General features: G+C 60.5%; 22 protein-coding genes. 19 read left to right on the top strand and 3 right to left on the bottom strand.

Annotated features, from left to right (window positions below):
• Position 1: 1 nt before the first annotated feature.
• The 4 genes from ytfT (at position 2) to DW58_RS16995 (ending at position 4,249) form a co-directional block, all read left to right on the top strand.
• Complete coding sequence (ytfT, locus tag DW58_RS17010) at positions 2 to 1,033, top strand: galactofuranose ABC transporter, ATP-binding protein YtfT (RefSeq protein ID WP_024550896.1); 1,032 nt, start codon at positions 2 to 4, stop codon at positions 1,031 to 1,033.
• A complete protein-coding gene (gene yjfF / locus DW58_RS17005) occupies positions 1,020 to 2,021 on the top strand; it encodes a galactofuranose ABC transporter, permease protein YjfF (RefSeq protein WP_024550895.1) in 1,002 nt (333 codons plus the stop codon). The genes ytfT and yjfF overlap by 14 nt, the downstream gene beginning before the upstream one ends.
• Positions 2,022 to 2,120: 99 nt before the next feature.
• Entirely contained in the window at positions 2,121 to 3,686 is a 1,566-nt protein-coding gene (locus tag DW58_RS17000; RefSeq protein ID WP_029593179.1) for a methyl-accepting chemotaxis protein, read from the top strand.
• Positions 3,687 to 3,751: 65 nt separating this feature from the next.
• Positions 3,752 to 4,249 carry a DUF2569 domain-containing protein gene (locus DW58_RS16995; protein ID WP_024550531.1) on the top strand — a complete coding sequence of 166 codons (498 nt, stop codon included), beginning with the start codon at positions 3,752 to 3,754 and terminating at the stop codon, positions 4,247 to 4,249.
• Positions 4,250 to 4,308: 59 nt separating this feature from the next.
• Here DW58_RS16995 and fbp read toward each other — a convergent pair whose 3' ends face one another.
• The gene (gene fbp / locus DW58_RS16990) at positions 4,309 to 5,307 is read right to left on the bottom strand and encodes a class 1 fructose-bisphosphatase (protein WP_024550532.1); all 999 of its coding nucleotides are present in this window, start codon (positions 5,305 to 5,307) and stop codon (positions 4,309 to 4,311) included.
• A gap of 254 nt (positions 5,308 to 5,561) precedes the next feature.
• On the opposite strand from fbp, the gene mpl reads away from it, so the two are divergent.
• Positions 5,562 to 6,944 (top strand): UDP-N-acetylmuramate:L-alanyl-gamma-D-glutamyl-meso-diaminopimelate ligase, encoded by a 1,383-nt coding sequence (gene mpl / locus DW58_RS16985; RefSeq protein ID WP_029593178.1) that lies wholly within the window; start codon positions 5,562 to 5,564, stop codon positions 6,942 to 6,944.
• 48 nt (positions 6,945 to 6,992) lie between these two features.
• Here mpl and yjgA read toward each other — a convergent pair whose 3' ends face one another.
• Positions 6,993 to 7,544, bottom strand: a complete 552-nt coding sequence (yjgA, locus tag DW58_RS16980; protein WP_024547658.1) for a ribosome biogenesis factor YjgA — start codon at positions 7,542 to 7,544, stop codon at positions 6,993 to 6,995.
• 106 nt (positions 7,545 to 7,650) lie between these two features.
• Here yjgA and pmbA point away from each other — a divergent pair, with 106 nt between their 5' ends.
• Complete coding sequence (gene pmbA / locus DW58_RS16975; protein ID WP_035885518.1) at positions 7,651 to 9,003, top strand: metalloprotease PmbA; 1,353 nt, start codon at positions 7,651 to 7,653, stop codon at positions 9,001 to 9,003.
• Between the two features lie 53 nt (positions 9,004 to 9,056).
• Complete coding sequence (gene cybC, locus DW58_RS16970) at positions 9,057 to 9,446, top strand: cytochrome b562 (RefSeq protein WP_024547656.1); 390 nt, start codon at positions 9,057 to 9,059, stop codon at positions 9,444 to 9,446.
• A gap of 205 nt (positions 9,447 to 9,651) precedes the next feature.
• Here the strand turns inward: cybC and DW58_RS20405 are convergent, their stop codons facing one another.
• Positions 9,652 to 9,807, bottom strand: coding sequence for a Hok/Gef family protein (locus DW58_RS20405; RefSeq protein ID WP_071789216.1), 156 nt, complete (start codon positions 9,805 to 9,807; stop codon positions 9,652 to 9,654).
• A gap of 456 nt (positions 9,808 to 10,263) precedes the next feature.
• Between DW58_RS20405 and DW58_RS16965 the strand changes: the two genes are divergently transcribed.
• From DW58_RS16965 to DW58_RS16910, 12 genes are all read left to right on the top strand, one after another.
• Complete coding sequence (locus DW58_RS16965) at positions 10,264 to 10,587, top strand: glycine dehydrogenase (RefSeq protein ID WP_024547655.1); 324 nt, start codon at positions 10,264 to 10,266, stop codon at positions 10,585 to 10,587.
• Between the two features lie 17 nt (positions 10,588 to 10,604).
• Positions 10,605 to 10,967 (top strand): SFCGS family glycine-rich protein, encoded by a 363-nt coding sequence (locus DW58_RS16960; RefSeq protein WP_024547654.1) that lies wholly within the window; start codon positions 10,605 to 10,607, stop codon positions 10,965 to 10,967.
• A gap of 1 nt (position 10,968) precedes the next feature.
• On the top strand, positions 10,969 to 11,265 hold the full coding sequence (locus DW58_RS16955) for a DUF4312 family protein (RefSeq protein ID WP_024547653.1): 297 nt from the start codon (positions 10,969 to 10,971) through the stop codon (positions 11,263 to 11,265).
• Positions 11,266 to 11,360: 95 nt separating this feature from the next.
• Positions 11,361 to 12,137, top strand: coding sequence for a DUF4311 domain-containing protein (locus tag DW58_RS16950; RefSeq protein ID WP_024547652.1), 777 nt, complete (start codon positions 11,361 to 11,363; stop codon positions 12,135 to 12,137).
• A gap of 10 nt (positions 12,138 to 12,147) precedes the next feature.
• Entirely contained in the window at positions 12,148 to 12,789 is a 642-nt protein-coding gene (locus DW58_RS16945; protein WP_024547651.1) for a DUF4310 family protein, read from the top strand.
• A gap of 52 nt (positions 12,790 to 12,841) precedes the next feature.
• Positions 12,842 to 13,975, top strand: a complete 1,134-nt coding sequence (locus tag DW58_RS16940) for an amidohydrolase/deacetylase family metallohydrolase (protein ID WP_024547650.1) — start codon at positions 12,842 to 12,844, stop codon at positions 13,973 to 13,975.
• Entirely contained in the window at positions 13,959 to 15,074 is a 1,116-nt protein-coding gene (locus tag DW58_RS16935) for a DgaE family pyridoxal phosphate-dependent ammonia lyase (RefSeq protein ID WP_024547649.1), read from the top strand. The genes DW58_RS16940 and DW58_RS16935 overlap by 17 nt, the downstream gene beginning before the upstream one ends.
• A complete protein-coding gene (gene dagF / locus DW58_RS16930; protein WP_024547648.1) occupies positions 15,071 to 15,811 on the top strand; it encodes a 2-dehydro-3-deoxy-phosphogluconate aldolase in 741 nt (246 codons plus the stop codon). The genes DW58_RS16935 and dagF overlap by 4 nt, the downstream gene beginning before the upstream one ends.
• Positions 15,812 to 15,942: 131 nt before the next feature.
• Entirely contained in the window at positions 15,943 to 17,853 is a 1,911-nt protein-coding gene (locus DW58_RS16925) for a BglG family transcription antiterminator (RefSeq protein ID WP_024547647.1), read from the top strand.
• A 260-nt stretch (positions 17,854 to 18,113) separates the two neighbouring features.
• The gene (xapA, locus tag DW58_RS16920; protein ID WP_024547646.1) at positions 18,114 to 18,950 is read left to right on the top strand and encodes a xanthosine phosphorylase; all 837 of its coding nucleotides are present in this window, start codon (positions 18,114 to 18,116) and stop codon (positions 18,948 to 18,950) included.
• Positions 18,951 to 18,996: 46 nt separating this feature from the next.
• Entirely contained in the window at positions 18,997 to 20,202 is a 1,206-nt protein-coding gene (gene tsgA / locus DW58_RS16915) for an MFS transporter TsgA (protein WP_024547645.1), read from the top strand.
• Positions 20,203 to 20,257: 55 nt separating this feature from the next.
• Positions 20,258 to 21,163 carry a LysR family transcriptional regulator gene (locus DW58_RS16910; RefSeq protein WP_024547644.1) on the top strand — a complete coding sequence of 302 codons (906 nt, stop codon included), beginning with the start codon at positions 20,258 to 20,260 and terminating at the stop codon, positions 21,161 to 21,163.
• Positions 21,164 to 21,311: the final 148 nt, after the last annotated feature.

Genomic DNA, 21,311 nt, shown 5'->3' with positions numbered 1-21,311 from the left:
TGTGATGCCTCGTTCTCTGCCTCACACCCAGGCCGGACAAGCCTCGCGGCGTTTTCGCTGGCCGCCGGGGATGCCCCAGCTGATCGCCCTGGCGCTGGTGTTGCTGATCGACAGTCTGGTCGCGCCGCATTTCTTACAGATTGTGCTCCAGGACGGGCGGCTGTTCGGCAGCCCGATTGATATTCTGAACCGCGCCGCGCCGGTGGCGCTGCTGGCCATCGGCATGACGCTGGTGATCGCCACCGGCGGTATCGACCTGTCGGTCGGGGCGATCATGGCGATAGCCGGCGCCACGGCTGCGACCCTCACCGTCGAGGGCCACAGTCTGACGGTGGTGATCCTCGCCTCGCTCGGGGCGGGCGTGCTGTGCGGACTGTGGAACGGCGTGCTGGTGGCGGTTCTCAAAATTCAGCCGTTCGTCGCCACCCTGATTTTGATGGTGGCCGGGCGCGGGGTGGCGCAGCTGATTACCTCCGGGCAGATCGTCACCTTTACCTCGCCGTCTCTGTCGTGGCTCGGCAGCGGCTCGCTGCTGCTGTTTCCCACGCCGGTCATTATCGCGCTCGCGACCCTGGTGCTGTTCTGGGTACTGACGCGTAAAACCGCGCTCGGCATGTTTATCGAAGCGGTAGGGATTAACATTCGCGCCGCGAAGAACGCCGGGGTGAATACCCGCCTGATGGTGATGCTCACCTATATGCTCAGCGGGCTGTGCGCGGCCATCGCCGGGGTTATCGTTGCCGCGGACATTCGCGGGGCGGATGCCAACAACGCCGGGCTGTGGCTGGAGCTGGACGCCATCCTCGCGGTGGTGATTGGCGGCGCATCGCTGATGGGCGGACGCTTTAACCTCGTGCTCTCGGTGGTCGGGGCGCTGATTATCCAGGGGATGAATACCGGGATCCTGCTGTCCGGCTTCCCGCCCGAACTTAACCAGGTAGTGAAAGCGGTGGTGGTGCTCTGCGTGCTGATCGTGCAGTCGCCGCGCTTTATTTCCCTGATCAAAGGAGCACGACGCCATGATAAAACGTAATCTGCCGCTGATGATTACCCTCGCGGTGTTTGTGCTGGGGTATCTCTACTGCCTGACGCAGTTTCCCGGCTTCGCCTCGACGCGGGTGATCTGCAATATCCTTACCGACAACGCCTTTCTCGGTATCATCGCCGTCGGCATGACCTTTGTGATCCTCTCCGGCGGTATCGATCTCTCGGTCGGGTCGGTGATCGCCTTTACCGGCGTGTTTCTCGCTAAAGCAATTGGCTACTGGGGGCTGTCGCCGCTGGTGGCGTTCCCGCTGGTGCTGGCGATGGGCTGCGCCTTCGGTGCCTTTATGGGGCTGCTGATCGATGCCCTGAAGATCCCGGCGTTTATTATCACCCTCGCCGGGATGTTCTTTCTGCGCGGCGTCAGCTATCTGGTGTCTGAAGAGTCGATCCCCATCGATCACCCGGTGTATGACACGCTCTCCAGCCTGGCGTGGAAGATCCCCGGTGGCGGGCGGCTCAGCGCCATGGGGCTGCTGATGCTGGGCGTGGTGGTGTTGGGTATTTTCCTCGCGCACCGCACCCGCTTTGGCAATCAGGTCTACGCCATCGGCGGCAACGCCACCTCGGCTAACCTGATGGGCATCTCCACCCGCAGCACCACGATTCGCATCTATATGCTCTCCACCGGCCTTGCCACGCTTGCGGGGATCGTCTTCTCCATCTATACCCAGGCGGGCTATGCGCTGGCGGGGGTGGGCGTCGAGCTGGATGCTATCGCCTCGGTGGTGATCGGCGGCACGCTGCTGTCGGGCGGAGTTGGCACGGTGCTGGGCACGCTGTTTGGCGTGGCGATACAGGGGCTGATACAGACCTATATCAACTTCGACGGCACCCTCAGCTCCTGGTGGACCAAGATCGCCATCGGCATTCTGCTGTTTATTTTTATCGCCCTGCAACGCGGCCTGACCGTGTTGTGGGAAAACCGCCAGAGTGCCGCCGTTACGCGGGTGGGCGGGGCGACGCGCGTGCCATAAGTTTTTGTTATGGAAACAAATCCTTAATATTTCCCGGGTATTGCCGATAACGCTTTTCTGACCCTTTCACACGTTGTCGCAATAACCGGGAAACGTCACATGTTGAAAAATCTGTCTGTCCGTACTGGTTTGCTGTCCCTGTTGGCCGTCATGACGCTGCTGCTGCTACTCGTCAGCGGTATCGGTATTTACTCGCTCACCCAAAGCTCGAACGCCCTGCAACGCATCAACCACCTCCAGGGTGAACAGATGGTGCAGCTCAGCGATGGCTATACCCTGATGCTGCGCGCCCGTAATGAGGCCGGGCAGGCGGTGCGCCAGATGGAAGTGGGGCTGCTGGACGATGCCGCTGCCGCCACCAAAGCCATTGAGAAAGAGATCCTCACTGCGCGCCAGCAGCTTAAAAACGTGATCGCCACGCCGGTTGGCGATGAAGAGGGCGAACGCCTGGTAGCAAACCTGGCGAAAGCGTTCAGCGCCTACGACAGCAAAGGCATTACGCCAATGCTGGCCGCGCTGCAGTCTCAAAGCCCGGATCAGTATTACGATTTGCTGGAGAACGGTCTGATCCCGGTGGCCCGTGATTTCAACAACGCCATGCAGGCGTTTCAGGCGTGGGGCGACGCGCGCGGTAAAGCGGAGGTCGCCGCCGTGCAGCAGCAGAAAAGCGTGGTGCTGACGCTGATGATCATCGCGGCGCTGCTGACGGCGGGGATTATCGTGCTGGTCTGGCTGGCGCTGCGCCACCTGCTGCTCAAGCCGCTTGAGCAGTCCATCGAACAGCTGGAGCACGTCGCCGCAGGGGATCTGAGCCGCGAACTGCCGCCGGCAACCGACAACGAGCTGGGACGTCTGGCCCAGGCCATCGAAGCCATGCGCCAGTCGCTGCGCGAGTCAGTCCAGCGGGTGCGCGATGCCAGCGCCCAGATTGATACCGGCAGCCGCGAGCTGACCGCCGGTAACCTGAACCTATCCCAGCGCACGGAATCCACCGCCACCTCCCTTGAGCAAACCGCAGCCAGCATGGAGCAGCTCACCGCCACCGTGAAGCAGAACGCGGAGAATGCCGAGCAGGCGCACAAGCTGGCCCAGGCCGTCTCCGATACCGCCGATCACGGCAGCGAGATGGTGTGCTACGTCATCGAAAAAATGCGCGATATCGCCACCAGCTCCGACCGCATCGCTGACATCCTCAGCGTCATCGACGGCATCGCGTTCCAGACCAATATCCTGGCGCTTAACGCCTCGGTAGAGGCGGCGCGGGCCGGTGAACAGGGGCGCGGTTTCGCGGTGGTCGCCACCGAAGTGCGCAACCTTGCCAGCCGGAGCGGCGAAGCGGCGAAGGAGATCCGCACTCTGATCAGCGACTCCCGGACCCACGTCGGGGAAGGGCGCGAGCTGGCGCAGCAGGCCGGGGAAACGATGGACGACATCGCCGGGGAAGTGATGCGCGTCACCCGCCTGATGAAAGAGATTGCCAGCGCCTCGCACGAGCAGAGCCGCGGCATTGAGCAGGTAAATATCGCCGTCAGCCAGATGGATGAATCGGCGCAGCAGAACGCCGCGCTGGTGGAAGAGTCCTCCGCAGCGACCCAGTCGCTTGAGGAGCAGTCCCGACAATTGACGGAAGCGATGGCTTCGTTCAGGCTCCAGCCTCAGTCATAATCGGGATGACGCAGTACGCGGCGGGCACATGACGCTTGCCGCGATAAGTAAATGATGAGGGATGTATGGCAACCTGTATTGAATGTGACAACCCGGCGCAGCCGGATGCCGACTACTGCGCGCAGTGTGAAGCGAAAGCGTTTAAAAAGATTGGCGGCTGGCTGTATCTTCCGGCGCTCGGCCTGCTGGCCACGCTGTTGATTAACGCCTCGTCGGCGTTTTATACCCTGAAGGTGCTGCTGGACAACTACGCCTGGTTTAGCGGCGCGGTGCGCGGCGTGCTGTTGACCGAACTGGTGCTGTTTAGCGGGCTGTTCCTGCTGGCGCTGTACGTTTCCAGCCTGTTTATCAGGAAGAAACGCCAGCTGCCGCGCTTTTATATCGGCATGCTGCTGTATGGGCTGGCGTTGCTGTGTATCGATCTCTGGCTCGGCCACCGCTATCTCGATGTGGCGCTGAGCTATGAGAACGTTGTCCCAATTGGCCGCACGCTGATCAGCGTGTGTATCTGGATCCCCTATTTCATCGTGTCGGTTCGGGTGAAGCGAACCTTTATCAATTAGGGTGAACGTCACATGCAAAAAGGGCAGCCTGGGCTGCCCTTTGTTATGTCCGGCGAGGCTTACGCGTCCGGATAGTCGCTGATCAGACGCTCAACGTCATTCACCATATGCTCGTTGCCGACAAAGAACGGACGACGCTGGTGCAGGCTGACCGGCTGAATATCGAGAATACGCTCTTTGCCGTCGCTCGCCTTGCCGCCGGCCTGTTCAGCCAGAAACGCCATCGGGTTGCACTCATACAGCAGGCGCAGTTTCCCTTCCGGGTGGCTGGCGGTGCTCGGGTAGAGGTAGATGCCGCCTTTGAGCAGGTTGCGGTGGAAGTCCGCTACCAGCGAGCCGATGTAGCGCGTGGTGTACGGGCGCTGGGTGGCTTTATCTTCTTCCTGACAGAACTTCAGGTACTTCTTCACGCCCAGCGGGAACTTGATGTAATTCCCTTCGTTAATGGAGTAGGTGTTGCCGCGTTCCGGGAAGCGCATGCGCTCCTGGCTCAGGCAGAACACGCCCAGAGACGGATCGTAGGTAAAGGCGTGAACGCCGCAGCCGGTGGTGTACACCAGCATGGTGGAGGAGCCGTAAACCACGTAGCCTGCCGCAACCTGCTTGTTGCCCGGCTGCAGGAAGTCTTCCATCGTCACCGCGGTGCCGACCGGCGTAACGCGACGGTAGATGGAGAAGATGGTGCCGACCGAAACGTTAACGTCGATGTTTGAGGAGCCGTCGAGCGGGTCCATCAGCACCACGTATTTCGCGTGTTCGCAGCCGTCAAACACCACGATCTCATCTTCCTCTTCCGAGGCGATACCGGCCACGATGTCGCGCGCGCGAAGCGCGGCTTTCAGCTTTTCATTCGCGAACAGGTCAAGCTTCTGCTGCACTTCACCCTGTACGTTTTCAGCACCGCTGGCGCCGAGAATATCCACCAGACCGGCTTTGTTGATGTCGCGGTGGATGATTTTAGCGCCGAGCTTTATTGCCGACAGCAGCGCGGTCAGTTCCCCAGTGGCATGTGAGAACTCATGCTGCTTCTCAACAATAAATTCACCTAACGTTTTCATAACACTTTCCCTGCTCTGAGATTAAGTAAAGCGATGCCGTGATAGTAACAAACTATCGAATAGTAGCGCACAGGTGAATCGCGCCAGCAAAATGCGGATTATCCTGAAATGCATTTATCCGTCTCACATCAGACGGTAGAATGTGCGCCGAACTTCGCGCCTGTCCCATCAGGCTGATGAATACCCCGTCGCCATGCTGACGGGCGGCAACAGAAACGCCTGATGGGACAGGCTCATATAAAGGATCGTGACATATGCGCATTCATATTTTGGGGATTTGTGGCACCTTCATGGGCGGGCTGGCCGTGCTGGCACGCTCCCTTGGCCACGAGGTGACGGGCTCGGACGCCAATGTTTATCCCCCGATGAGCACTCTGCTCGAGAAAGAAGGCATTGAACTGATTCAGGGCTACGACCCGAGCCAGCTTGAGCCACGCCCGGACCTGGTCATTATTGGCAACGCCATGACGCGCGGAAACCCGTGCGTGGAAGCGGTACTGGAACAGAACATTCCCTTCATGTCCGGCCCGCAATGGCTGCACGACTTCGTGCTGCGCGACCGCTGGGTGCTGGCGGTGGCCGGGACCCACGGCAAAACCACGACCGCCGGGATGCTGACCTGGATCCTCGAAGCCTGCGGCATGGCGCCGGGCTTTGTTATCGGCGGTGTGCCGGGCAACTTTGAAGTATCCGCACGACTGGGCGATACGCCGTTCTTCGTCATCGAAGCCGACGAGTACGACTGCGCGTTCTTCGATAAGCGCTCCAAGTTCGTGCACTACGCCCCGCGCACCCTGATCCTCAACAACCTTGAGTTCGATCACGCCGATATCTTTGACGATCTGAAAGCCATTCAGAAGCAGTTCCATCACCTGGTGCGCATCGTGCCGGGACAGGGGCGGATTATCTCCCCGGAGAACGACATCAACCTGAAGCAGACGCTGGCGATGGGCTGCTGGAGCGAGCAGGAGCTGACCGGCGAGCAGGGGATGTGGCAGGCGAAAAAGCTGACCAACGACGCCTCCTCCTGGGAAGTGTGGCTGTCCGGGGAGTGCGTGGGCCAGGTCAACTGGTCGCTGGTGGGCGAGCACAACATGCACAATGGCCTGATGGCGATTGCCGCCGCGCGCCATATCGGTATTACCCCGGCAGACGCGGCACAGGCGCTGGACAGCTTTATCAACGCCCGTCGTCGTCTGGAGCTGCGCGGTGAAGCGAACGGCGTCACCGTCTACGACGACTTCGCGCATCATCCAACCGCCATTCTCGCGACGCTTGCCGCGCTGCGCGGCAAAGTGGGTGGCACCGCCCGCATTCTCGCGGTGCTCGAACCGCGCTCCAACACCATGAAAATGGGGATCAGCAAAAACGATCTCGCTCCGTCGCTCGGACGCGCCGATGAGGTGTTCCTGCTCCAGCCGCAGCACATTCCGTGGCAGGTGGCGGAAGTGGCCGAAGCCTGCATCCAGCCGGCGCACTGGAGTGCGGATATCGACACGCTGGTGGAGATGATTACCAAAACCGCGCAGCCAGGCGACCATATCCTGGTGATGAGCAACGGCGGCTTTGGCGGGATTCATCAGAAGCTGCTGGACGCGCTGGCGAAAAAAGCCCTGGCGCTGCACGAGCCGGTGTAAGCCCGCTGAAATGAAAAACGCCTCTCAGTGAGAGGCGTTTTTTTTGCGTTACGGCTGGGCTTCGGCCAGTTCGCGCAGGTACTGGAAAATCAGGCGCGCCGACTTCGGCGGTTTGTTGCCCTCTTTCTCTTTCTTCGCGTTGCGGATAAGCGAACGCAGCTGCTGGCGATCCGCCTGCGGCCACAGGTTCAGCACGTCTGGTACCGCGTCATCGCCTTCCTCAATCAGACGATCGCGCAGCTGCTCAAGCTTGTGGAACAGCGCAACCTGCTGGTTGTGACGGTTCTTCAGCTTGTCGAGCGCCTGACGAATCGGCTCCACGTCGCGATTACGCAGCATCTTACCGATGAGCTGCATCTGACGGCGGCGGCCCTCTTTCTTGATGCGCTGCGCCAGTTCAATGGCAGCGCGCAGATCGTCGTCGAGGGGGATCTTATCCAGGGCGTTTTTGCCGAGGTCAACCATCTCGGCGCCGAGGCGTTTCAGCTCTTCGGCGTCGCGTTTGATTTCGCTTTTACTGACCCAGATAATTTCATCATCGTCGTCTTCGTTTTCATTATCAGGGACTTCATCGAGCCAGTCTTCGGGCTGCTTAGTCATTCTCAGGCTCCTTAAAAAAGAGGCTAATACTACCAGTTAAGGCGCGCACTGCGAAATGGTTCTCTGTTAGACTCAAAAAGACGTATCAATCACTCCATCCTACATTATGGCATTCGCGATGAAAGTAATCACACAAGTAGCGCAGCAGCGTAAAGCGCTGGAAGAGGCGGTATCTCAGGCGCTTGAGCTGGCGTCCGGTAAAGCAGATGGCGCAGAAGTGGCAGTGAGTAAGACCACCGGCATCAGCGTGAGCACCCGCTACGGAGAGGTGGAGAACGTTGAATTTAATAGCGACGGTGCGCTTGGCATCACGGTTTACCATCAGAACCGTAAGGGCAGCGCCTCCTCAACCGATTTAAGCCCGCAGGCCATCGCCCGTACCGTGCAGGCGGCGCTCGACATTGCGCGTTACACCTCGCCGGACCCGTGCGCCGGGGTGGCGGATAAAGAGCTGCTGGCGTTTGACGCGCCGGATCTCGACCTGTTCCACCCGGCGGAGATCGACCCCGATCGCGCCATCGAGCTGGCGGCCCGTGCCGAACAGGCATCGCTCAACGTCGATCCGCGCATCACCAATACCGAAGGCGGCAGCTTCAACAGCCATTACGGCGTGAAAGTGTTTGGCAACAGCCACGGCATGCTGCAGAGCTACTGCTCCACCCGTCATTCGCTCTCAAGCTGCGTGATCGCCGAAGAAAATGGCGACATGGAGCGCGATTACGCTTACACCATTGGCCGTGCGATGGACGATCTCGCCTCGCCGGAGTGGGTAGGGCAGGAGTGCGCACGTCGTACGCTGTCCCGTCTCTCGCCGCGCAAGCTGCCGACCATGAAAGCGCCGGTTATCTTTGCTCATGAAGTGGCAACCGGTCTGTTCGGTCACCTGGTCGGCGCCATCAGCGGCGGCGCGGTGTACCGTAAATCCACCTTCCTGCTCGACTCCCTCGGCCAGCAGATCCTCCCCGAGTGGCTGACCATCGAGGAGCATCCGCACCTGCTTAAAGGGCTGGCCTCGACGCCGTTCGACAGCGAAGGCGTGCGTACCGAGCGCCGTGAGATTATTAAAGACGGCATCCTGACCCAGTGGCTGTTGACCAACTACTCGGCGCGCAAGCTGGGGCTGAAAAGCACCGGTCACGCAGGCGGCATTCATAACTGGCGCATCCCCGGACGCGGCCTGAGCTTTGAGGCGCTGTTAAAAGAGATGGGCACCGGCCTTATCGTTACGGAACTGATGGGCCAGGGCGTCAGCGGTATTACCGGCGACTACTCGCGCGGTGCGGCGGGCTTCTGGGTAGAGAATGGCGAAATCCAGTACCCGGTAAGCGAAATCACTATCGCAGGTAATCTTAAGGATATGTGGCGCAATATGGTGACCATCGCCGACGATATTGAAACGCGCAGCAATATTCAGTGTGGTTCGGTGTTGCTTCCGGAGATGAAAATCGCCGGTCAGTAATCTCAGGGGAGCGCCACGCTCCCCGTTTATCACAACAATAAAAAGGTGCCGTTATGCGTAAGACACTGTTAGCAATGTTGACCGTTTCATCCCTGTTTATCGCCTCGTCTGCGGCGTTTGCCGCCGATCTGGATGAAGACATGGATACCCTGAGTGAAAACTACAAGGTTGTCCTGAAGACAGACGATGCGGGCGAAATGAAAGACGCGCTGGGCAAGATGCGTGCCGCCGCGCTGGATGCCCAGAAATCGACCCCGCCGAAGCTTGAGAATAGCGCGCCGGACAGCGCTGAAATGAAGGACTACCGTCACGGGCTGGATACCCTGGTCAGCCAGATTGACGGTGCGCTGGAACTGGCGAATGCCGGTAAAGTGAAAGAGGCGCAGACCGCCGCTGAAGCCTTCAAGACCACCCGCAACACCTACCACCAGAAGTACCGCTAATTACCCTTGCGCCAGCCCACGCCGGGCTGGCCAGTTTCATATTGCTGCCCCCGAACCCCACTCTGAAAGGCCGACGCGCATCACCGTTCAGGCGAAGAACGCGTTTTTCAGAAAACGACCCGGTTTGATAAAACGCTAAAAAAAGGGTGCCTGAGAACCTCTCTCCCCACAGCGGTAGCGGGGGTTTCCCCCCGCCGGTTTGCCTTCACTTCCTGGGTTCGTAAGCCAGTCGCGCCGCAACCTCATGATGACCGTGCCGGATCCTTATCTCACACAGCGAAGGCCGTGTGAGCAGCACAATGGCCAGGATCGTCAGACAAACTACCAGCACAATGACCATCACAAATGTGTGTCGTTTCATGGTTACGCCTCCTTGCTTTGCAGCATTGAAAAGGCTAACCTTCCGTTGTTGGTTCGGAAGGGAAAGCCTCACGTTGATGAATAATCAGGTGGGGCTTTTTTCTGCCTGCCGTTCACGACGGAAAACCACTCCAGCGCTCAGGACAGTCAGTCTCAAGCACCCACGCGCATTCTACGCAACCGTCATAAGCCGCGCTTATTTGCCCACCGTTCCTTCGGCGCATGCCGCAAAACAGAACCTTCTTTCTTCGCCCCGCGTTGCCCTGCCGCAGGTGACATTCATCACATAAATACAGCAGAAAGTAACTATTCACGGCTTTTATGTGGGACGGATCACTGCCGCCGCCCGCGCTTCCACCTTGAAGTGGAAAAGAACTCGCTACAAACCCCCGCCCGCCGCCGTTAGTGTTACCGCATTGCAACAGAGAATATATTCAGCGTTAACAACGGAGCGGTAATGAGCGACGCACTATGTCAACAAACGGAACACACCGCGCAGCTTGGCGACCGCATGCTGGCCTGGGTGTTTGCCCTGCTGGCGCAACACCACATCACGCCAAACGCGGTGCAGGAGCAGATGCTCAGCTCTCACGTACGCGCTATGGCGCACCGGTCAATTAGCGGCGAGCCGCTGCCGGAGGTGGAGGCGGAGCTGTTCGATGAAATCTCCGACGAGTCGATGCGCCTTGCTCAGGCCGTGGTGGATGAGTTCGGCAACCTGCCGGTGGAAGAGGCCTGGCTATTGTCGGTGCACTTCGAAGTGGCGAAAGACAATCTCTAAGCATAACGGAGCAGAATATGGAACAAATCACAGTAGTTATTGGCGATCGTCTGGGAAAAGGCCAGAAAGTGGGTGCCGGCGTGGAGAAGGCCGGTGGTCGTGCGGTGGTCGTCCCTGGCGTGGCGGCAGACATGAAGCTTGGTGACGTGATGAAAGCGGAAAACGCCACCTTTGGCATCTCCTTCTGCGGCAGCGGTGGCGCGGGGGCGATTACCGCCCAGACAAAACACGGTTACAAAGCAAAATACGGTATGCGCTCGGTGGAAGAGGGCGTCACGGCCATCAATGAAGGCTGCAACGTGCTGGGCTTCGGCTTTATGGACAAAGAAGAACTGGGCGAGCGCCTGGTCGAGGCCTGGAAGAAGAAGTACGGCAACTGACATGAAAGAAAAATTCACCACAACGGTGAGCGTGAAAGGCAAAGGGGAGAGCAAGGCGCGCGCCTTCTCTGACGCCCTGAGCCACGTCCAGGGGGCGATGCTGAAGTCCTCGGGCCAGGTTTTGCTGCGTATAGAGCCACAGGATGTGCAGGTCGTTCATGCGCGGGAAACGGTGCGGAAAGAGGCCTTTTTGTTCTTCTTTCTGCGCCGTGAACGACGCACCTTCAGCGTGGAGCTGGAGGTGACCGTCAACGTGACCGCAATTAATCCCGACAAGGTCGATTTCGTCACGCAGTAATCCACTCTCCCCCCGGTTTGCCCGAATAACGCCGCGTTTTTGCGACGGCGCCGGGTGCGCGCAGGCGGGATACAACACAACAGAAGGACAGAGTGATGTTCTTAATAATACTAATAAAATCGCTCATCATCGGCGCGCTGGTTGGCGTAGGTGTGGGTGCCGGGGCTGCACGCATGTTCCACGCGCCGACCACACAGGGGATGGGCGCATTTCGTACGCTGGGGGAGCTTAACTCCTGCGAAGGGGATCCCGCCTCGCATTTCTCCTTCGGGCTGGGCTTCTTCTTCAACGCCTGGGCCTCGTCGGTTGCGGCAGGCTCGTTCACCCAGGATGTCGATCACCGCATTATCCCGAACTGGGGTGCTGCCGCGCTGATGATGAAAAACCGCAACGTGGCGGAAACCCTGCACGATCCGAAGAAGATGGCCATCGCCTGCGGGGTCATCGGTATGATCGTGGTGGCGTTCCTCAACACCACCGCCTCGGCGGTCCCGGCGGCACTGCAGGTCACGGCGGTAAAAGTGCTGGTGCCTGCCGCTAACCTGCTGGTCAATACCGTGATGCCGGTGATTTTCTGGCTGGCGGCGATTGATGCCGGTAAGAAGTCGGGCTTCTGGGCCACGGTCTTTGGCGGCGCGGCGCAGCTGATCATGGGTAACGCCGTACCGGGTCTGGTGCTGGGCATTCTGATCGGTAAAGGCGTGGAAGAGAGCGGCTGGAACCGCGTCACCAAAGTGATGATGACCGCCATCGTTGCGCTGTTCGTGCTGAGCGCCTTCTTCCGCGGCTTCGACATCAAGATGATCGAATCTTTCCAGATGGGCGTGCCGAACTGGCTTGAGATGATCCACAACGCGGTGAGCGGCAAATAAGGGGCTGATGATGGAAGAGAATAAAGGTTTCTGGTATGCCGACTGGTCGTTCCCGATTCTGGTGGGCCTGCTCTCCTCCGGCGTGTTTGCCGGGACGCACATGTACTACCTCTACGGTATCGGCGCGTTTAACGAAGTGGCGTTTGTGGCGATGCTGAAAGCGGGTATCGACACCGGCGTGTACGGCGCGGTGGCGGCCTTTGGTGCCAGCTTCCTGTTTGCCCGCATCATTGAAGGCTCGCTGGTGGGCATTCTGGATATCGGCGGCGCCATCCAGACCGGCGTTGGCCTCGGGGTACCGGCGCTGCTGCTGGGTGCGGGCTTCGTGTTCCCGGTGGCGAACTTCGGTGCCTCGCTGGTGACCGGCCTGGTCATTGGCCTGGCGATTGGCTACCTGATTATCCTGGCGCGCAAGTTCACCATCAATCAGAGCGACTCCACCTACGGTGCCGACGTCATGATGGGGGCAGGCAACGCCTCGGGCCGCTTCCTTGGGCCGCTGATTATCCTCAGCGCCATGGCCGCGTCGATTCCTATCGGTATCGGCTCTCTGCTTGGCGCGCTGGCCTTCTACCTCTGGCAGAAGCCGATCACCGGCGGTGCGATCCTCGGCGCCATGATCCTCGGGTCAATCTTCCCGGTTGCCCTCTAAGACGTACGCCCGCATGCGCGCTCAACGGCGTGCGGGCCAACAGGAGCACCTTATGTATGACCTAATCCTGCGCCGCGCCCGTCTGGTGGACGACACTATCATCGACATTGCGATTCAGGACGGCAAAATTGCCGCACTGGGCGATATCACCGGTGCCGCCCGCGAGGAGCGCCTGCTCTCCGGGGACTACTACCTCAGCGCCGGCTGGATCGACTCCCACGTGCACTGCTATCCCAACTCGCCGATTTACCACGACCAGCCGGACAGCGTCGGCATCGCCACCGGGGTGACCACCGTGGTAGACGCGGGCAGCACCGGCGCCGACGACATCGACGACTTTTATCAGCTCACCCGCCAGGTGGAAACCGAGGTCTACGCCCTGCTCAACATCTCGCGGGTAGGGCTTATCGCCCAGAACGAACTGGCGGACATGGCGAACATTGACCCTGCGGCGGTACGGGACGCGATTAGCCGGCATCCTGACTTCATCGTCGGCCTGAAGGCGCGCATGAGCAGCAGCGTCATCGGCGACAACGGCCTGAAGCCGCTGGAGCGCGCCAAAGCGATGCAGCAGGCGCACGACAACCTGCCGCTGATGGTGCATATCGGCAACACGCCGCCGGAGATCGATGATATCGCCCCGCTGCTTGAGGCGGGCGACATCATCACCCACTGCTATAACGGCAAACCCAATCGTATTCTCACCCCGGACGGCACCCTGCGCGCCTCCATTACCGATGCCCTGAAGCGCGGCGTGCGCCTCGACGTCGGGCACGGCAGCGCCAGCTTCAGCTTTGAGGTGGCGCAGCGCGCCATTGCGCTCGGGATTGTGCCGCACACCATCAGCTCGGACATTTACTGCCGCAACCGGATCAACGGCCCGGTGCGCAGCCTGGCCCACGTGATGTCGAAGTTTCTCGCCATCGGCCTGTCGCTGCCCCAGGTGATTGATTGCGTGACGCGGCACGCCGCGCAGGGACTGCGCCTGGGCCACAAAGGGGTTATCGCCGCCGGTGCCGACGCTGACTTTACGGTCTTCGCCCTGCGTCGCCAGCCCGTCCTGTTTACCGATTCAGACCAGCACAGCCTTGCAGCCGAGCTGCAGCTGCTTCCGCTTGCCGCCGTGCGCGCTGGCAAGTGGTTTACCACCGAACAAGGGAGCGCGGAACATGCCTTCGATTTATGAAAAATATCAGCTCAAACCGGTGATTAACGCTTCTGGCCGCATGACGGCGCTGGGCGTCTCCACCCCGCGGCCGGAAGTGGTCGAGGCGGTGATGACCGGGATGAACCACTACTTCGAGATGAAAGACCTGGTGGATAAGACCGGGGCGTACATTGCGCAGCTGCTTGAGGTGGAGGCGGCAACTGTGGTCTCCTGCGCCTCGGCGGGGATCGCCCAGTCGGTGGCGGCTATCCTGGTGCAGGACAGCCAGTGGCTGCTGGAGAACCTCCACACCACGCCGATTGAGAAAAATGAAATCGTGCTGCCGAAGGGGCATAACGTCAACTTCGGCGCACCGGTTGGCACCATGGTGGCGCTGGGCGGTGGACGCGTGGTGGAAGCCGGCTATGCCAACGAGTGCAGCGCCGACCAGCTGGCCGCCGCCATTACCCCGCGCACGGCGGCGATCATGTACATCAAATCCCACCACTGCGTGCAGAAAAGCATGCTCAGCGTAGAGCAGGCGGTCGCCGTGGCGCGCGCGCATAGCCTGCCGCTGATTGTCGATGCGGCGGCCGAAGAGGATCTGCACGTCTATCACCGCGCCGGGGCGGATCTGGTGATCTACAGCGGCGCAAAAGCCATTGAAGGGCCGACCAGCGGGCTGGTGATCGGCAAACAGCCGTACGTGGAATGGGTAAAGCGCCAGTCCGGCGGGATTGGTCGCGCCATGAAGGTAGGTAAAGAGGGCATTCTCGGCCTGACCTGCGCCATCGAACACTACCTCAGCACCACCGGCACTACCGGGGCGGAAATGGTGGCGCGCATGACGCCGTTTATTGAGACGCTGAACCAGCTGAGCGGCGTGACTGCCCGGGTGGTCTGGGATGCGGCAGGGCGCGATATCGCCCGCACCGAAATCGCTTTTGACGAGCAGGTCACCGGCATCGCGACCGGCGATCTGGTCAGCGCGCTCAAGCGCGGCGAATACGCTATCTATTTCCGCGGCTACAAGGCAAATGAAGGCATTATCGAAGCCGATGTGCGCAGCGTCACCGAAGATCAGCTCGCGATTATTGCGCGCAGCATTGCGGCTTTACTCAAGGAGAACCAGGCATGACTCTGACCCCCAATTTTTACCGCGACCGTATCTGTCTGAACGTGCTGGCCGGCTCGAAAGCCAACGCCCAGGCCATCTATGAGGCGGCCGAGGGCCACGTGCTGGTGGGCGTGCTGTCGAAGAACTATGCCGATATCGACAGCGCGGTGGCAGACATGCGCGACTACGCGGCGCTGATCGACAATGCGCTGTCGGTGGGACTGGGCGCGGGCGATCCGAAACAGTCGGCGATGGTCAGCGAGATCTCACGCCAGGTGCAGCCACAGCACGTCAACCAGGTGTTTACCGGGGTCGGCACCAGCCGCGCGCTGCTGGGCCAGAATCAGACCGTGGTCAACGGTCTGGTCTCCCCGACCGGCACGCCGGGCATAGTGAAAATCTCTACCGGGCCGCTCAGCAGCGCGGCGCCGGACGGCATCGTCCCGGTGGCAACCGCGATAGCGCTGCTCAAGGACATGGGCGGTAGCTCAATTAAGTATTTCCCGATGGGCGGTCTGAAAAGCGAAGCCGAGTACCGGGCGGTGGCGACGGCCTGCGCCGAGCATGACTTCTGGCTGGAGCCGACCGGCGGCATCGATCTCGATAACGTTGAGGCCATCCTGCGTATTGCGCTGGAAGCCGGGGTGAGCCGAATCATTCCGCACATCTATAGTTCTATCATCGACAGCGCCAGCGGCGATACCCGTCCTGAGGACGTGCGCCAGCTGCTGGCTATCACCAAAACGCTGCTCGGTTAAGCGTGTCCGGCCCTGCCGCCGTGCAGGGCCAAACGCATTTTGCATCCTGAGACGTAATCCGTAACTATTGCTCTGGCTACCGGCTGTCCCCGGGCGCGATGGCGCGCTCGTGTAACGAGAGGAAACTGCTTGTGCGATTCCCGAATCAACGTCTGGCCCAACTGTTCTCGCTGTTGCAAAATGAACCGCTGCCGCAGGACGAGCTGGCGCGCCGCCTCACCGTCTCCACGCGTACCGTGCGCGCGGATATCACTGCGTTGAATGAATTGCTGCTGCATCACGGTGCCCAGTTCGTGCTCAGCCGCGGCGCGGGCTATCAGTTGACCATCAGCGATGCCGAACGCTTTGCGGCGCTGCAAACTGCCCATCCCCGACCGCTACGCATTCCCCGCACCGGACAGGAGCGCATCAACTATCTGCTGGTTCGTTTTCTGACCTCGGCCTGGTCGCTGAAGCTGGAGGATCTGGCCGAAGAGTGGTTTGTCAGCCGGGCCACGCTGCAGGGCGACATGGCGGAAGTGCGCGACCGTTTCAACCGCTACAACCTGTCAATCGAGACGCGTCCGCGCCACGGCATGAAGCTGTTTGGCAGCGAGATGTCGATCCGCGCCTGCCTGACCGACCTGCTTTCGCAGCTTGCCCAGGAGGACGGCGACAACCCGCTGGTAAACAAGGAAGCGCTCAACGCCGGCGTGCCGCAGCAGCTTGAGCAGGGGCTGCACGCCTGCTTCAGCCAGCACCGTATTCGCCTGACCGATGAGGGCGAGCAGTTTCTGCGTCTCTACTGCGCCGTGGCGGTGCGGCGCATCAGCGAAGGATTCCCGCTCAGCGACTTCGCCGCGGATGACGTGGGCGCGAGCGTGCGCGGCGCGGCGCGGGATATCGCCGGGCTGATCCAGAGCCTGACCGGGAAAACGCTGTCGGATGCCGAGGAGCACTGGCTGCGGGTGCATATCGCCGCGCGTCAGGTTGAGGATCTGGCGCCCAGCGCCATCAGCGCCGACGATGCGGAAGCGCTGGTCAACTACATCCTGCGCTACATCAACACCCAGTTTAACTACAACCTGCTGACCGATGCGCAGCTCCATGCCGACCTGCTCACCCATATCAAAACCATGATCACCCGGGTGCGCTACCAGATCACCCTGCCGAACCCGCTGCTGGGAAACATCAAGCAGCACTATCCGCTGGCGTGGGATATGACGCTGGCGGCGGTATCGAGCTGGGGAAAATATACCCCGTACGCCATCAACGAGAACGAAGTGGGCTTCCTGGTGCTGCATATCGGCGTTGGGCTGGAGCGGCACTACAACATCGGCTATCAGCGTCAGCCGCACGTGCTGCTGGTCTGTGATACCGGCAACTCCACGGTGCGCATGATTCAGGCGATGCTGCTGCGCAAATACCCCCAGCTTCAGGTGACGCGCATTATCTCCCTGCGCGACTACGAGCGCCTCGCCGCTGTGGACGAAGATTTTGTTATCTCTACCGCCCGCATCGGCGATAAGGACAAGCCGGTGGTGGTGATGTCCCCGTTCCCGACGGACTATCAGCTGGAGCAGATTGGCAAGTTGGTGCTGGTGGATCGCACCCGCCCGTGGATGCTGGAGAAGTATTTTTCCGCCGCCCATTTCACGGTTATCGACCAGCCGATGGACCAGCACACCCTGTTCCGGACGCTGTGCGCCCAGCTTGAGCAGGAGGGCTTCGTTGACGCGCAGTTTCTCGGCTCGGTGGTGGAACGTGAAGCGATTGTCAGCACCATGCTGGGCGACGGCATTGCGCTGCCACACTCCCTGGGGCTGCTGGCCCACAAGACCGCGGTCTATACCGTGCTGGCCCCTCAGGGCATCGCCTGGGGCGATGAGACGGCGCACGTTATCTTCCTGCTCGCCATCAGCAAAAGCGAGTACGAAGAGGCGATGGCGATTTACGATCTGTTCGTCACCTTCCTGCGCGAGCGCGCTATGCCGCGGCTCAGGGAGTGTCGCGATTTTGACGGCTTTCTCGCGGTCGCCACCGAGTGCGTCACTCGCTTCTGAGGTAAACCCGTAACGGCTTGATCTATCATGCGTTTACGGGAGGGAGAGCACGTGAAGAGGGTCACGATTTTGACTACTCCTTCGACGGGCGCGGGCGCATGGCGCGGCTGTGGCCTGGCGTTAACCCTCTGACAGCAAATAGTAAATTTCCCGACGGGCGTAATCGATTCGCAAATCGTATTAATCGCGCCGTTTAATGAATTGGTGTACCCGATAGCGGCTTCGCACAATGGCGGAACGTTCACTATTTCGGGGTTACCATGACATTTTCACACTGCGCCAATTCACCTTTCCACGCCGCGGATCTTCTGCGGGCCGCAAAGCCGGGTTTCCAGCCGCGCATCGCCTTAATTCTTGGCTCCGGCCTCGGCGCGCTTGCCGACCAGATGCATAACGCCACCACGCTGACCTGTGACGCGCTGCCGGGATTCCCGGTCAGCACCGTGGTCGGCCATGCCGGCGAGGTAGTGATGGGGTCGCTGCACGGTATCGATGCAATCTGCATGAAGGGGCGCGGGCATTTTTACGAGGGGCGCGGGATGAGCGTGATGACCTCCGCGGTACGCACCTTCAAACTGCTTGGCTGCGAGCTGCTGCTCTGCACCAACGCGGCCGGTTCGCTCAATCCTGCCATTCCGGCGGGGAGCCTGGTGGCGCTCAGCGATCATATCAACACCATGCCCACCTCGCCGCTGGAGGGGCCGAACGACGAACGTTTCGGGCCGCGCTTTTTCAGCCTCGCCAACGCCTATGACGCCGCGCTGCGTGCGCAGCTGCACCGCGCCGCGGCGGCACAGAACATCACGCTGCATGACGGCGTGTTCGTCTCCTACACCGGGCCAAACTTCGAAACCCCGGCCGAAATCCGCATGATGCAGCGCATGGGCGGGGACGTGGTCGGGATGTCGGTGGTGCCGGAGGTGATAGCCGCGCGCCACTGCGGGCTGAAGGTGCTGGCGGTCTCGGCCATCACCAACATGGCGGAAGGGCTAAGCGATGTGGCGCTCTCCCATGAGCAAACCCTGAAGTGCGCCGCCACGGTGACCGACGACGTTATCCGCCTTATCGGGCAGTTCATTGCATCTTACGGACGTTAATTCTCGCGCAACGGGCAGGGCGCTGCCCGTTCTCAGGAGCCGCACCATGACACAGCAGAACGTTTCTCGCGCTAATCTGAATGCCATTTCCTACCTCAGCTACTACTTCGTTGGGGCGCTTGTCTCTACCCTCGGGATCGTGCTTGGTCCGTTGTGCCAGGCATTTAACAAAGAGCCGGCCTTTATCGGCCAGGTATTCACCCTGATGAACCTCGGCATGTTTGTGCCGATCATGCTGGGCGGCATCCTGATGAAAAAATGGGGCCTCAAGTCACCGCTGGTGAGCGCGGCGGCCCTGACCATCGTGATGAGCCTGGTGCTGTTTATCTCGCCAACGCTGACCACGTTCAGCATCGCGGTGCTGGTTATCGGCGCCTGTGGCGGGATATTCATGACCCTCGGCAGCTATCTGGTGGTGCGCATCAACCCGGATGAAAAGCGCCGCTCCGCCAGCCTGATTTTCACCGACTTTTTCTTTAGCCTCGCCGGGGCAACGCTGTCGTTTCTGCTGGCCTGGCTGTTTACGCTGGGCGCTACCTGGATTGCCATGTACGGCATCATGGGCGCCCTGGGCGCGCTGATGCTCGCGCTAAGCCTGCGCTGCCGCTTTCCCACCGCTCAGCCGGAACCCCCCGCAACCGACGTGGAAAAACCGGTGGCGCACGCCTGGGGGCCTGCCGTTTACCTGCTCTGCTTTGCGCTGTTCGCCTTTTTACTGGCGGAACCCATCTTCACCATGTGGACGCCGGGCTATCTCCAGGCTCGCTTTGCGCTACCGGCGGAAGAGGCGGCGCTGTTTACCACCGTTTACTGGGTGAGCAAAGCGATTGGCCTGTTTCTGAACCAGTTCACCGTCAAGTGGATGCGGCTGCGCACCTTCCTGCTGATCTGTACCCTGGCTGGCCTCGCCGCTATCGGCATTATCGGCAACAGCGCGCATACCCCGCTAATCCTCGTGGCCTGCGGCGTGTTCGGCTTCTTCAACTCCGGGCTGTTTTCTGGATTGATGAGCTACGGTTCGCTGCAGATCAGCCAGAGTTCACCGACCCTGCTATCGGCCCTTCTGACGTGCGGAACGGTAGGCACGCTGGTGTTTGCCAGCGTCTCGTCGCTGGTGAATCAGCACTACGGTCTGCATGCGGCGGTCAACACCTCTACCGTGGCCTATGGCGTACTGCTTATCGCGCTGATTGCCGCGGTAGCCTGTAGCCGTGCGGAACGGCTGCATCAGCCTGCGGTCGCGGAAGATTGACGCCGGGTAAACCAGACGCGCATGATGCGGCATCTTTTCTGCGGGGCGAATGACGATGACAGAACTGAACGCCAACAGCCGTATCAGCCTGCGCATGCTGCGCTATTTCCAGGTGCTGGCGGAGGAGCTGCATTTTGGGCGCGCCGCCCAGCGCCTGAATATCTCCCAGCCGCCCCTGAGCGTGCAGATAAAAGAGCTGGAGGAGTGCATCGGCACCGCGCTGTTTGAGCGCACCAGCCGCAAGGTCGTGCTCTCATCGGCGGGTAGCGCGCTGAAAGCGGAGGTGGACAGGCTGTTAAGCGCCACCGAGCAGTCGCTGAACTACGTGCGCCAGATTGGCCGGCATGCGCATCAGCAGATCCAGATTGGCATCATCGGCAGCGCCCTGTGGGGCGCGCTGCTTCCCCGGCTGAGCGCCTTTAAAGCGCACTATCCGCAGGTGATCTGGCAGCTGCGCGAGCTGTCTCAGTTCACCCAAATCGAGGCGTTGAAGGCCCGCACTATTGATATCGCCATTCAGCGCAGCCTGTCGCCGCACGTTGAGCGGGATATTCACGCCCGGCGCATTACCCGCGAGACGCTGCAGGTCGCGGTGCCGCAGCAGGATGCCCTGAGCCAGCGGCCGCGTCTGGCGCTCACCGCGCTGGCCCGTCACCCGTTTATTTCGCTCTCCTTTGACCACAGCGATTTCCCTGCACAGATCTACGCGCGCTGCGTCAGTGCCGGATTTTATCCGCATATCACCCATCAGGTTCAGGAGCCTCAGACCGCGCTGGCGCTGGTCAGTGCCGGCGTGGGGGTCTCCCTGCTGCCCGCAAGCTGCGGGTTGATCCACTGGCCCGGCGTGACATTCGTTCCGCTGCAGGAGGCGATTCCGGCGGATCTCTACGCCCTGTGGTATGGCGACGAACAGCCGCCGATGGTTCAGCAGTTTATTTCCACCCTGGCGGCGTCAGAATAATATTCTCTAATTATTAATTGCGTTTGAGGCATATTAAATATTACTTGGTAAGCCATAAGGAAGCGTAACCAATTATATTTCACGCCTGCTCTGTGAAGGCCGCGACAGAATTCATTCCGCACGTATTCGAATACTACCCCGGCGCGAT

The sequence above is a fragment of the Siccibacter turicensis LMG 23730 genome (assembly GCF_000463155.2).
GTDB classification, from domain to species: Bacteria; Pseudomonadota; Gammaproteobacteria; order Enterobacterales; family Enterobacteriaceae; genus Siccibacter; species Siccibacter turicensis.
This window is presented reverse-complemented; position numbering and strand designations above follow the sequence as displayed.